This is a genomic window from Halobacillus salinus, from assembly GCF_004684905.1.
GTDB lineage: Bacteria > Bacillota > Bacilli > Bacillales > Halobacillaceae > Halobacillus > Halobacillus salinus.
Genome location: NZ_SRJC01000001.1, coordinates 650,905 through 664,169, shown reverse-complemented (window position 1 = coordinate 664,169; position 13,265 = coordinate 650,905). Strand labels below are relative to the sequence as shown.

12 protein-coding genes and 1 other annotated feature are annotated in these 13,265 nt (G+C 44.6%); of the genes, 3 read left to right on the top strand and 9 right to left on the bottom strand.

The features are described 5' to 3' along the window. Positions 1-2: 2 nt before the first annotated feature. The 4 genes from E4663_RS03625 to zapA form a co-directional block, all read right to left on the bottom strand. Positions 3-2,354 carry an endonuclease MutS2 gene (locus tag E4663_RS03625; protein WP_135326714.1) on the bottom strand — a complete coding sequence of 784 codons (2,352 nt, stop codon included), beginning with the start codon at positions 2,352-2,354 and terminating at the stop codon, positions 3-5. Between the two features lie 22 nt (positions 2,355-2,376). Beyond that, positions 2,377-4,092 carry a DNA polymerase/3'-5' exonuclease PolX gene (gene polX, locus E4663_RS03620; protein WP_135327557.1) on the bottom strand — a complete coding sequence of 572 codons (1,716 nt, stop codon included), beginning with the start codon at positions 4,090-4,092 and terminating at the stop codon, positions 2,377-2,379. A gap of 87 nt (positions 4,093-4,179) precedes the next feature. Beyond that, the gene (locus E4663_RS03615) at positions 4,180-4,722 is read right to left on the bottom strand and encodes a CvpA family protein (protein ID WP_135326713.1); all 543 of its coding nucleotides are present in this window, start codon (positions 4,720-4,722) and stop codon (positions 4,180-4,182) included. Beyond that, positions 4,715-5,008: a cell division protein ZapA gene (gene zapA, locus E4663_RS03610; RefSeq protein WP_135326712.1), complete on the bottom strand. Its 294-nt coding sequence runs from the start codon at positions 5,006-5,008 to the stop codon at positions 4,715-4,717. The genes E4663_RS03615 and zapA overlap by 8 nt, the downstream gene beginning before the upstream one ends. Before the next feature lie 150 nt (positions 5,009-5,158). Between zapA and rnhC the strand changes: the two genes are divergently transcribed. Continuing rightward, complete coding sequence (rnhC, locus tag E4663_RS03605) at positions 5,159-6,079, top strand: ribonuclease HIII (protein ID WP_135326711.1); 921 nt, start codon at positions 5,159-5,161, stop codon at positions 6,077-6,079. Between the two features lie 47 nt (positions 6,080-6,126). Here the strand turns inward: rnhC and pheT are convergent, their stop codons facing one another. From pheT to E4663_RS03590, 3 genes are all read right to left on the bottom strand, one after another. Continuing rightward, positions 6,127-8,553: a phenylalanine--tRNA ligase subunit beta gene (pheT, locus tag E4663_RS03600; RefSeq protein ID WP_135326710.1), complete on the bottom strand. Its 2,427-nt coding sequence runs from the start codon at positions 8,551-8,553 to the stop codon at positions 6,127-6,129. Between the two features lie 15 nt (positions 8,554-8,568). Beyond that, entirely contained in the window at positions 8,569-9,603 is a 1,035-nt protein-coding gene (gene pheS, locus E4663_RS03595) for a phenylalanine--tRNA ligase subunit alpha (protein ID WP_135326709.1), read from the bottom strand. Positions 9,604-9,650: 47 nt separating this feature from the next. Then, positions 9,651-9,871 (bottom strand) — a binding site (T-box leader). 56 nt (positions 9,872-9,927) lie between these two features. Continuing rightward, positions 9,928-10,662 carry a TrmH family RNA methyltransferase gene (locus E4663_RS03590; RefSeq protein ID WP_135326708.1) on the bottom strand — a complete coding sequence of 245 codons (735 nt, stop codon included), beginning with the start codon at positions 10,660-10,662 and terminating at the stop codon, positions 9,928-9,930. Between the two features lie 106 nt (positions 10,663-10,768). On the opposite strand from E4663_RS03590, the gene sspI reads away from it, so the two are divergent. Beyond that, entirely contained in the window at positions 10,769-10,981 is a 213-nt protein-coding gene (gene sspI, locus E4663_RS03585; protein ID WP_079479467.1) for a small acid-soluble spore protein SspI, read from the top strand. A 43-nt stretch (positions 10,982-11,024) separates the two neighbouring features. Here sspI and E4663_RS03580 read toward each other — a convergent pair whose 3' ends face one another. Together E4663_RS03580 and E4663_RS03575 are read right to left on the bottom strand one after the other, a co-directional pair. Further along, positions 11,025-12,110: a M42 family metallopeptidase gene (locus E4663_RS03580; RefSeq protein WP_079479466.1), complete on the bottom strand. Its 1,086-nt coding sequence runs from the start codon at positions 12,108-12,110 to the stop codon at positions 11,025-11,027. A gap of 72 nt (positions 12,111-12,182) precedes the next feature. After that, positions 12,183-12,665 (bottom strand): dUTP diphosphatase, encoded by a 483-nt coding sequence (locus E4663_RS03575; protein WP_135326707.1) that lies wholly within the window; start codon positions 12,663-12,665, stop codon positions 12,183-12,185. A gap of 110 nt (positions 12,666-12,775) precedes the next feature. On the opposite strand from E4663_RS03575, the gene E4663_RS03570 reads away from it, so the two are divergent. After that, a complete protein-coding gene (locus E4663_RS03570) occupies positions 12,776-13,177 on the top strand; it encodes a sigma-w pathway protein ysdB (protein ID WP_079479464.1) in 402 nt (133 codons plus the stop codon). Positions 13,178-13,265: the final 88 nt, after the last annotated feature.

The window sequence follows — 13,265 nt, the reverse complement described above, 5'->3', positions numbered from 1 at the left end:
GTTTACTTTAATTCTAACACGGTTACGCCGCTTCCGCCTTCATTCATTCCACCGGCGCGATAACCTGAAATACTACGATGGTTTTTAGCATAGTTTTGGACACCTGTTCGCAAAGCCCCCGTCCCTTTTCCGTGAATGATGGAAACGGTCGGATAGCCTGCGAGTACCGCGTCATCTATATATTTCTCAAGACGATTCAAAGCATCTTCATACCGTTCCCCTCTAAGGTCCAGTTCCGGTTTTACATGGAAACCTTTACCTTTGACCTTAGCCATCGGTTTTTCCTTGTATGGAGTTTCTGCTTTGATGAACTCTAAATCTTTTTGTTTAGCTTTTACTTTCATCACACCGACCTGTACCTGGTATTCGTTTTTACCCGTTTGCTCAACAATTGTACCGTTTTGGTTTAGTGTGAGCAGTTTCACTTCATCACCAGGCTTAAGTTCTCGTGTTTCATTCTTCGGCTTAGATGCCTGTTTCTGCTCAGGCTTCTTCTTTGCAAGGTTAGGCTGAGCTTCGTCAAACATTTTTCTTGCTTCAATCCACTCATGTTCTTTCATTCCTGCCCGCGACTTCATATTACGGATTTCACCGACGATGGTTTCAGCTTCTTCTCTTGCCTGCTGGATCGCTTTCTCTGCTTTGTCTTCCGCTTTCTTATATAGTTTCTCACGCTTTTCTTCGAATTGATCCCATTTCACTTGAAGCTCTTGACGAAGCGTTCGGGCTTCTTCCAAAATACGTTCTGCCTCTTCGTAGTCTTGCTCTGCTCCGCGCTTCGACTCTTCTAATGATGCAATCATATTTTCTACGCTCTGAGAATCGACACCCACTTTCTCTTTCGATGACTCGATGATCGACTCATCCAAGCCAAGCCTCCTAGAGATTTCAAAAGCGTTACTGCGCCCTGGTACACCAATCAACAAACGATAGGTCGGCTTCAATGTTTGGATATCAAACTCGACAGACGCATTTACGACACCGGGACGATTGTAACCGTAAGCCTTAAGCTCCGGATAATGTGTTGTTGCTATGACGCGCGCATCTCTGTTGACGACTTCGTCCAGAATCGACATCGCAAGCGCCGCCCCTTCTTGAGGATCCGTACCTGCTCCTAGTTCGTCGAACAATACAAGCGAACGATGATCGACATTCTTTAGAATATCAACAATGTTCGTCATGTGAGACGAGAAGGTCGATAAACTTTGCTCAATAGACTGCTCGTCTCCTATATCTGCATATACCTCATCGAATACGGACAGCTCGCAGCCATCAAGTGCTGGCACTTGCAAGCCGGATTGAGCCATCAAAGTGCAAAGACCAACAAGTTTTAACGTAACCGTCTTACCGCCGGTGTTTGGGCCTGTAATGACAATAGATGTATAGTCTTCTCCTATTTCGATGTCATTTGGAACTACTTCACTCGGATCGATGAGTGGGTGTCTTGCCTGCTGCATCTTAATAATGCCTTTATCATTCATACTTGGCATCGATGCCTTCATCGATTGGCCCAGTTTTGCTCTTGCAAACATGAAATCTATTTTTCCGAGGACAGATACATTGTGGTATAACATGCTGCTTTCCTCTGCAATTTGTTCGGAAAGTTCTTTCAAGATACGCTCCACTTCATGCTTCTCCTTGACGCGAGCTTCTTGAAGCTGGTTATTCACTTCGACCACTGCCTGAGGTTCTATGAACAGTGTTGCCCCTGAAGCCGATTGGTCGTGAACGATTCCACCGATAGACCCACGATACTCCTGCTTAACAGGCAGAACATAGCGATCATTACGAATGGTTACAATCGAATCAGATAACATGCTGGATTTGGAGCGCGTAAGCCCATCCATTTTTTCACGAACTCGGCTTTCGTAAGTTCGAATGCTTGACCTGATGGAACGTAGCTTGTCAGAAGCACCGTCCATTACGGTTCCATGGTCATCGATACAATTCCTGATTTCTTGCTCCAGTTCTTTCATCGGAGCAATTTCGTCAACTAGCTCCCTCAAGATTGGCATTTCCGGCTCTTCCATATCTTGAATGAACCGTCGAAGCATTCGTCCTCCATAAATGGTGCTGGCGACATCTAGCACTTCTAAGGCTGATAATATTCCACCGATTGTCGTTCGTTTCAAGCTCGGTTTAATGTCAAAAATGCCACCTAAAGGTACATGCCCTTTCAGACGAAGTACTTGAGCAGCTTCGTCTGTTTCCCGTTGCAAAGCTTGGACTTCTTCCAAGTCAGAAGAAGGCTTCAAAGCAGCAACCTTTTCCTTACCTAAAGAAGATGCTGCCTGCTCGCTCAGTTGCTCCATAATTTTTTTATATTCTAAAACTTTAAGGATTCGTTGGTTCATCTATGTCCGTCTCCTTTATTGCCTATCGTTTATCAAATTTCTTCATTAATTGTTCTTTGGTCCACGTGTTTAGAACAGTATCTTTCCGAAGCCAGCCTTTTCTCGCTGCCCCTACTCCGACCTCCATGTGTTCGAGCATCGGATAACTGTGCGCATCTGTATTAATAGCAACCGTGACGCCCTCTTCCTGTGCTCTCATCAACCATTGCCAGCTCAAGTCTAGGCGATTTGGGTTGGCATTCAATTCTAAAATAGTACCCGTACGTTTCGCTCCCGCAATAAGTTCCTCCAGATTAATCGCATAGCCTTCTCTTCGGCCAATTAAGCGTCCAGTCGGATGAGCAATCATATCTACATACGGATTTTCCAGTGCTTCCTTCATACGCGCCATGATTTGTTCTTCTGACTGTTGGAAGCTGGAGTGGATGGATGCAATGACAAAGTCCATCTCTTTTAGAAACTCACTGTCAAAATCAAGGGACGCATCTGGTAAGATATCCATTTCGACACCGGCGAAGATATGGAAATTATCCATACTCTGATTCACCTTTTCTATTTCTTCCCGCTGCATTCTCAAACGCTTTTCATTCAAGCCATTGGCAACGCGTAAGAATTTGGAGTGATCCGTAATAGCGATGTAGTCGTACCCTTTTGCCTGAGCTCTTTCAGCCATCTCTTTAATGGACTGTGCGCCATCACTCCACGTCGAGTGCATGTGTAGGTCGCCTCTTATGTCCTTTAACTCTACAAGATCAACAGGTTCTTTGAATCTCTCGACTTCTCCGTAATTCTCCCTCACTTCTGGTGGAATGAAGTGAAGATCGAAGTGTTGGAAGAATGCTTCTTCTGATTCAAATGTCTTTATTTCCCCTGTTTCGGAATGCTCAACACCATATTCATTTATTTTCTCGTCTTGCTCTTTGGCAAGTTGTCTCATTGCAACATTATGGTCTTTAGAACCAGTAAAGTGATGGAGAGTGGTTGCGAACTCATCAGGAGCTACAATCCTGAAGTCGATTCCTATGTCATAGGTTTCACGAACAACGATGGAAACTTTCGTCTCTCCAGAAGCGATAACTTCCTGAATCTCTGGGAAAGACAGCAATTCATCTCTCGTAGCGGCAGGATCTTCCGAAGCTATGATGAAATCAAGGTCTTTGATTGTTTCACGCATACGACGCAAACTCCCTGCTCTTGAAAAGCGTTGAAACGTCGTCGCTTCACTCAAGAACTGTTCAATCTTCTCTGCCAGTGGAATCATTAAAGCAATCGGCAGGCGCTCGGGTCTACTATTAGCATCTTCTAATGACTTCAGCATTTTCTCTGCAGATTTTTTTCCGAAGCCGTCTAATGCTTCTACCTTGCCAGATTCAAGCGCCTCTTTCAGTGATTCCGAATCGGTTACACCGAGCTCTTTGTATAGTTTCGCAAGCTTCTTACCACCTAAGCCTTGTAAATCAAGTAGTGGCACAAGACCTTCCGGCACCTCCGCCTGCAATTGTTTCAACGTATCGGACTCACCATTCTCGATATATTCATCAATAACCGAGGCAGTTCCTTTCCCGATTCCCTTCATCTTGGTAAAATCATCTATTTCACTCAGGGAACGATCATCCCGCTCAAGAGCCTGGGATGCCTTCCGGTAAGCAGATATCTTAAAAGGATTTTCTCCCTTAAGCTCCAAATATACAGCAATCTTTTCAAGTAGTTTAATGACTTGCTTTTTATCAATCGTCATAAGTCGAACATCTCCTTCTATCAATGTGACGAAAAAAGCCGCCATGATCGCAATCATAGCGGCTTTCCTTTACAGCGCCTGCTTCCATCAGCCAGCTACATGTTCTATCCATAGTGTTCTCAATTGTTCTGAAAACACCGGTGTTCGTTCAATGATAAGCTGAGCTAGGAAAGACCCATCTAAAGCATTCTGTACCGGCTCTAATGGAACCAATGCCGCCATATAAAGGATGACGAATAGTATTACATAGGTTTCCACGAATCCTAGCACACCACCGAGTAAACTATTGAAAGAATTCAATATAGGAAGCTCAGAAACAAAGTCGAGCATAGAAGCGATAATATGTAGGACGATTTTCACGCCAAAGAATAATATTGCAAAGGCTACTGCCTTATAGAATGCTTGCTCTAAATCGAACGATTCAGCGAACACTGCCCAAGCTGCATCTTCCGGCAAGGCAGGGTACGGAACCCATAGCGTCAGCTTCGGACTTAGATCATCGTAGTACATAGCTGCAACCACAAAGGCTACGACAAAGCCGAGCAAATGGAACAACTGTAAAATAAATCCTCTTTTTAAACCTGTAAAGATACCCATCAGTAATATAAACAATAGCAATAAGTCAATCATGATTCTTTTTGTCCTCTTCCTCTTTCTTTTCGATATAGTTCATTAACTCTGTACATTCTTCTTTCAGTTTTATATATTCGTTCATTGTGTTCACTGCGGTCAGCACAGCGAGCTTCGCCGTATCCAAACTTGGATTCGCCTCATGTATTTCTCGCATCTTCTGATCGACAAGGCTCGAAACCATGCGGATATGATGGGGCTCTTCATGACCAACTATAGTGTAAGAACGTTTATTGATCTCCACTGTAATTCTTTTTTTCTCTTGGTCCGACTGCGACACATTCATACCCCCTAGTTCTTCAATCCTAAACTTAATATTAACATGAAGGTTTACAATTAGGAAACCAATAAGGATGTTTTTCACAAATGTTCTTTTTCATGGCGCGCTCTGATATAATGATGAACACGTTTAAGTTCAGGTAGAAAGGACCGACTCATGTCACATATCGTTATTAAAGTACCAAAAGCCAAATTAGAAAAGATGAAAAATCATTACCAAAATCAGCTGAAACCGACTCCGAACAATGCCTATTTCCAAGCGAAGACTCCATCCTGCGTCATAACGGCTTACCTTTCCGGGAAGGTTCTCTTCCAGGGCAAGAGCCCGGAAGCGGAATCACAGAAATGGGGAACAGCCGAAGAAAAAGCAGCTAAACCAAAGAAACAGGCACACAATTACCATCCACCAGAGTCTCTATTCACAAGCAGTCATATTGGCTCGGATGAAGCTGGTACTGGTGATTTCTTCGGTCCCATTACCGTTGCAGCAGCCTATGTAAGAGAGCATCAAATCGGTCAACTGAAAGCGATCGGCGTCCGGGATTCGAAGCACTTATCTGATCCGCAAATCACAGACTTGGCGAAACAGATTGTCGAGATGAAAATTCCTTACAGTCTCTTACGTCTCCCGAATAAAAAGTACAACCAGTGGCAGCGGAAAGGCTGGACACAAGGTAAAATGAAAACGTTGCTCCATCATCAAGCAATCGCTAAACTTCTTGAGAAGATAGAACCGGAGACACCGGATGGCATTTTGATAGACCAGTTTGCTCAGCCTAGCGTCTATCAAAAGCATCTCAGAAGCGAGAGACTTTCCCTCCAAGATAATGTCTATTTCATGACGAAAGCGGAAAGTTACTCGATTGCCGTTGCTGTGGGTTCCATCCTTGCCCGATCTGCATTCGTCAAAGCGATGAATAAGCTCGAGATGGACACAGGACTTGATGTCCCGAAAGGAGCATCAGGAAAAGTGGATCGTGCAGCTGCGGAAATGATCCGTCATTACGGAGAAGATAAGCTTGAAGAAGTCGCAAAAGTGCATTTTGCAAATACCGAGAAGGCTAAAAAACTCGTTTAACCACAAAAACCGTCCAGGGCTAAATCCCTGGACGGTTTTTTGCTACATTAGCTTCGAAGTTCCGCTTTGTGTTGTTCTTTAACAGCATTCAGAATGTTCTCATGAGCTGCTTCTACTTCTTCGTCCTTAAGCGTACGATTCGGATCCAAGTAGAGTAAGTTATAAGCAAGGGACTTCTTGCCTTCTTCCATATGCTCCCCTTGATACAGGTCGAAAACTTGAACGTCTTTCACAAGCGGGGCTCCTGCTTCTTCAATAGTTGCAGCGATATCACCTGCAGCAACCGTTTCGTCGACAACGAGTGCGATGTCACGGGAAACGGATGGATAACGAGGGATCGTCTGGAACGCTTCCTCTTTCTCATATTGGCTCATTAGTTCTTCGGCATTCAAATCGAATACGTACGTTTCTTTCAAGCCGAATGCTTTCTGAAGTTTCGGATGAACCTGTCCGATGAAGCCGATTTCTTTGCCACCAGCTTTAATGATAGCTGTACGACCTGGGTGCATGTCCGGAAGTTTTCCTTTTTCATATTCAAACGGAATATCCAGCAGTTCACTCAAACCTTCAACAATACCTTTCACAACAAAGAAGTCCACTTCTTTCTTCTCTTGCTGCCAAGGGTGAGCAAGCCATTGTCCTGTCAAAGCTCCGGAGGCACGTAGAACTTCACGAGGCTGTTTCGTTACGTTCTCTTCTTCACTGATGAATACCGTTCCCACTTCGTAATATGCAAGATCGTTCTGCTTACGCGCTACATTATAGGACAGTGATTGAAGCATTTCAGGCAGCTGGCTTAAGCGCAAGTGACTGTGCTCTTCACTCATCGGCATTGCAAGGCCTACAGGTGACACAGCCTCACGCTCTACTTCTGGACTGACTAACTTGGTAGCCCAATCTTCTTTCGTCAAGGAGTAAGTGATGGTCTCATCAAGTCCGGCACCTTCGAAGTAAGCTTTGATTTTGCGCTTCAACTGTTGATTCAAAGATAGACCACCCGCTTGAGATGCTCCTTGAGGAAGCGTAAATGGCAAGTTGTCATACCCGTAGATACGAGCTACTTCCTCTAACATGTCTTCAAAGCGCTCGATATCACCGCGGCGTGTTGGAGCAGAGATATGGAACACTTCTCCGTCTTGTACGAAAGTGAATTGAAGGCGACGTAGAATTTGACCGATTTCTTCTGGTGAAATTTCCGTCCCCAAACGCTTATTGATGACGCTTGTTTCGATGGTCACTTGTTTTTCAGAGCGATCCAGCTCATCAAAACTCACGACACCTTGTAAAACCGTTCCGCCTGCGTATTTCTGAAGCAGTTCTGCTGCACGCTTTCCTGCACGCTCCACGCGGTTTGGGTCTACGCCTTTCTCAAAACGCGTACTGGATTCACTGCGCAGTCCGTGATCACTTGATGATTGACGGACAACAGACGGACTGAAGTAAGCCGCTTCTAGAAGAATTGTCTTCGTATCATCCTGTACTTCAGACTTCGCACCTCCCATTACTCCAGCAATGGCATGTGCTTCTTCTCCGTTGGTGATGACAAGGTGCTCAGGTGTCAATGTACGTTCTTGGTCATCCAATGTCTTGATGACTTCTCCGTCTTTCGCACGACGAGTCACGATTTGATCTGACCCAAAACGATCGAAGTCAAAAGCGTGAAGCGGCTGTCCGTACTCGAGCAAAACATAGTTGGTAATATCGACAACGTTATTGATCGGACGGATCCCTGATGCTGTCAAACGATTTTGGATCCATAACGGAGAAGGTCCGACCTGAACATCCTGAATGACGAAAGCACCATAGTATGGGTTAGCTTCTGCGTCTTCCACTTGTACCGATACATAATTAGAAGCTGGTTCTTCCACCGTATCGAGTTGCTCTTCTTCCAACGTATAGCTGCCATCAATCGCAGCTGCTACCTCATAGGCAACTCCGGCCATACTCATCGCGTCAGCACGGTTCGGTGTTAATCCAAGTTCGATGATTTTGTCATCTAAGTTCAAGAGTTTAATGGCATCCTGTCCAGGCTCTACATTTTCAGGGAATACGAAGATGCCCTCTTTGTATTCTTCTGGAACGTCTTTCTCATCGACGCCAAGCTCTTGAAGGGAGCAGATCATACCGTTTGATTCTTCCCCACGAAGCTTTGTCTTCTTGATTTTGAAGTTGCCAGGTAGGACAGCTCCTGGTGTTGCGACTGCAACTTTCTGACCTTCTGCAATGTTCGGCGCACCACAGACGATTTGCAGCGTTTCCTCACCAACATCCACTTGGCAAAGAGAAAGTTTGTCTGCGTTAGGGTGCTGGCCGCAAGATTTCACATAACCAACAACAACGCCGGTCGCTGCTTCCGCTACAGGATCGACTCCCTCAACCTCGATTCCGGTTTTCGTAATGATTTCTGCTAACTCTTCTGGTGTATAATCACTAACATCTATAAGTTCATTCAACCAATTTAATGATACGAGCATCTATGATCTCCTCCTTTAGGCTTTATGGTATTGCTTTAAGAATCTGGAATCGTTCGTATAGAAGTGGCGAATGTCATCCACACCATACTTCAGCATTGCGATACGCTCAGGCCCCATTCCGAAAGCAAACCCTGAGTATTCTTCTGGGTCATACCCTGCCATTTCAAGAACGTTCGGGTGAACCATACCGGCCCCGAGTATCTCGATCCAGCCTGTTTGTTTACAGACTGAACAACCTTCGCCACCGCACATTTTACAAGAAATATCCATTTCAACAGAAGGCTCTGTGAATGGGAAGAAACTAGGACGTAGGCGGATATCACGATCTTCCCCGAACATTTGCTTCGCGAATGTATTCAAGACCCCTTTCAAATCACTCATGCGGACATCTTTATCGACCAGAAGTCCTTCCATTTGCGTAAACTGGTGAGAGTGTGTCGCATCATCTGTATCACGACGATACACTTTACCTGGACAAATCATTTTAACAGGCTCTTGTCCATTCTTCTGCCCCATTGTACGTGCTTGAACTGGTGACGTGTGGGTACGCATAAGAAGCTCCTCTGTTACGTAGAAAGAATCCTGCATATCACGTGCAGGGTGACCTTTCGGCAGGTTCAATGCCTCGAAGTTATAATAGTCGGTTTCCACTTCTGGTCCTTCTTTGATTTCAAAGCCCATACCGATGAACAAGTCCTCGATTTCTTCGACAATGCTCGTAAGAAGGTGCGGTCCCCCTACTTGTACAGGACGCCCAGGAAGTGTCACATCAATGCTTTCCTCTTCCAATTGTTTCTCAAGTGCTTCGTCTTCTAAACGAGACTGCTTAGAATCGATTGCTTCAGCAATACTTTCCCGTACTTCATTGGCTAACTGTCCGATGACAGGACGCTCTTCTTTGGACAATTTTCCCATGCCTCGAAGAACCTCGGTGATTGGCCCCTTTTTCCCTAAGTACTCAACTCGTACATCTTTCAAGCCCTGGACATCTGTCGCTTGGTCGACTTTTTGCAGCGCTTCTTGCTTCAACTGCTCTAAACGTTCCTTCATCTGTGTTTTCCTCCTTTAAGAAAAATAAAAAAAGCCCCATCCCTGTAAAAAGGGACGAGACTTGTCATTTCGTTTCGCGGTACCACCCTTGTTGACACACGACACGTGTGTCCACTTTGGTTTGAATAACGGCCAGAAGACCGGATCTGTCAGATCAGCTCCAGAGTGAAATTTCAATCATTGCCACGATGGAAGCACTCCCAGTCTATGATGCTTCCTTCCTGGATCGATGCTGCAACGATTTACTTTGCTCTTTCAAAGCATTTACGTATATGTGTTATAACTCGTTATAAATTATAGTCAAGAACGATTGAATTTGCAAGCCTAGCTTCGCAAATGATACATCAATACAGCTGAAGCAATGGCAACATTCAAGGATTCTGCCTGTCCATATATCGGGATGTACACCCGTTCATCTGCAAGGTCTTCCGCCGCTTCGCTAATGCCTTGTCCTTCATTCCCCACAATGAGTGCCACTTGGTCAGGCGACTTCAATTCTTGGAACGGTGTAGCACCTGTGAGCGTAGAAGCCCAAATGCTCGCTCCGGAACTCTTCAACTGCGCAACATATTCATCCATCTCACCTTGGAAAAAGGGGATATGGAATAGAGAACCTTGGGTCGCTCTGATTACCTTATCGTTATATGGATCAACAGTGCCTTTTCCAAGTATGACAGCATCGAACCCTGCTGCGTCAGCTGTACGAATCATCGTCCCTAAGTTTCCAGGATCCTGTACAGCATCAACAATTAGCGTTCTCTTCCCAGGCTCATAGGGAATAGCCATTTGTTCAACGACAGCTGCCATTCCTTGAGGTGTCTCCGTTTCGGCAATCGCTGCAAATACTTGCTCACTCACTTCCGTCGCCGAAATATTTTCAGGTATCTCTAAATCGGTGCCTTCACGGACAATTAACTCTTTTACTGTAAAGTCACTTTTTAATACTTCTTCCACGAGGTGGTGCCCTTCTACAAGAAAGACGTTTTCCTTGTTTCGGTACTTTCGTTTATGTAGTTTTTTCCATTCTTTCACTTTTTGGTTTTGTACGGATGTAATCATCTCTGTCCCTCATTTTTCATTCATTTCTTATACATCATACATACACGCTAACAGTTTGGTCAAACTAATACAGAATGAAAACATGAACGAGAAAGGAGCGTACAACATGAACTTAAACTTAAGACAAGCAATTTTGCAAAATGTAAGTGGCCATGATGCCCAACAACTACAAGCAACGATTGACGACGCTTTGCAAAAAGGGGAAGAAAAAATGCTTCCAGGTTTAGGAGTCTTCTTCGAACTGCTATGGGAAAATTCTGATGACCAGGAGCACCAAGAGATCCTCGACACTCTTGAAAACAGCCTTAAACAAATGTAAAAAAAGCCAACCCGCATCGTCGGGCTGGCTTTTTTCTTATCAATCAATTGAATGTGATTTCATTTACCTTATCTGCATCTAGTCCTTTGATGACTTCAACGATCAATTGAACCGCATTATCAAAATCATCACGGTGAAGCATCGCTGCGTGAGAGTGGATGTAACGAGTCGCAATCGTAATCGAAAGCGCTGGTACACCATCATGGCTCAAGTGGATAGCACCTGAGTCCGTTCCTCCACCAGCAAGAGAATCGAACTGGTATGGAATCTCTTTCTCATCTGCTGTGTCCGTTACAAAGTCACGAAGACCTTTGTGTGACACCATAGACGCATCGTAAAGGATGATTTGAGGGCCTTTACCCATCTTACTGGAAGCGTCTTTGTCAGAAACGCCCGGTGTATCCCCGGCAATCCCTACGTCAACTCCGAAAGCGATATCCGGGTTGATCATGTTTGCTGCCGTACGCGCACCACGAAGACCCACTTCTTCTTGAACCGTACCTACACCATATACAACGTTCGGGTGCTTCTCGCCTTTCAAGCGTTTCAATACTTCGATCGCAATAGCACAGCCGATACGGTTGTCCCAAGCTTTCGCTAGAAGCATTTTCTCGTTCTTCATTTGAGTGAATTCGAAGTACGGTACTACAGAATCACCTGGTTTCACTCCGAATTCTTCCGCTTCCTCACGACTTGACGCACCGATATCAATGAACATGTCTTTGATTTCAACAGCCTTCTTACGCTGTTCTGGTGGCAAAATGTGCGGTGGCTTGGAACCGATGATTCCAGTAAGATCTCCATTGCGCGTCATAATCGTCACGCGCTGTGCAAGCATAACCTGACTCCACCAGCCGCCTACAGGTTGGAAATAAAGATAGCCATTGTCATCAATACGAGTAACCATAAAGCCTACTTCGTCTAAGTGGCCGGCAACCATGACGCTTGGTCCCTTTTTATTTCCGACTTTCTTAGCAATCAAGCTCCCAAGGTTATCAGTGAACACTTCATCCGCATACGGAGAAATGTACTTTTTCATGACATCACGAGCTTCTTTTTCATTACCCGGTACACCTTTAGCGTCCGTTAAGTCTTTCAGCATCGTTAACGTTTCATCTTTTTTGAACATATGTACTCCATCCTCCTTTTGAAATCCATCTTCTATTATAATATGTTTAAAGCGATTTCACAAAGAAAGGGCTCAGTAGCCCTCCTCCTGACGCTGGTAATTCACTTCATTCTTAGCATAGTAGGCATTCATTATACCTTTTTCTTCAAACCCAAGTGTCTGGCCCAAACGTAGAAAGCTTGTGAACATGGTCTGATAACTAGTTAAATCCTGAGATTTCTGGAACGCATCAATTGCTGCATAAGTTGCGAGGAATCCGGTTGTCAATTGCTCGTAGCTCTCCAACGGTTGAGGTTGATAGCGCATCTCTAGGTCTAAACCTATTGACAGCAAGAAATGGAGACCATCTACGTATTCTTCTAATATCGTCTCCCCATCACTCGGCCCTTTCAGACTCCAAAACTTAAAGCAGCGCGTTTCATTCGCAAGTTCCCCAAGTTCCACTAACAGCGCCAAGGTTTTCTCTTTTACATTTGCCGCCTTCGGGAGATTATGAGTTTCTTCTATATAGTGGTCAAGCTGTTGCTGCATCTCATACAACGTACCCCAGTTCACATCCACCACTCCTTTTAATAAATTTCTTCTATAAATGTATCATTTTTTGAAACAAAACGACACGCTGAAACGTATGTATGCTAATAACCCAGATGTAGGGGGACAAACAGATGATTATCGTATTATTTCGGCTATTACTCCTTATCGCCCTGGCCTTCCTGATCTACACTGCTTATCGGTTCATCGTGAATCCAAAGCGCAAATTAGACGTTGCAAGGGAACAAAAGGAATTTTATTTCCATGACAACAAAGAAAATACGAAACAGAACTTCCTCATGACGTATAAAGGGTATGATTTTGTCGGTGAGAAATACTTAGGGACAACCGATCATGCATTTGAGGTTGTTACCGTTTATGTCAGCGCACAGGACCCACAGCAGCTACAAGGACTAGAGCGGGAGGACTTATATTTCATGGAACAAGAAATACTCATGCGCTACCCTTACACATCCATTGAATGGAAATACCCTATCAACCGCTTAATGATCACTCCAGTGAAAGACGATCATTAAACCCTGTTAAGAATCAGAAAGGAGGGCTTCCCATTCTTTCTGATTTTTTTATGTGCTTTTCCATACAAAAAGCTCCCGCAACAATGCA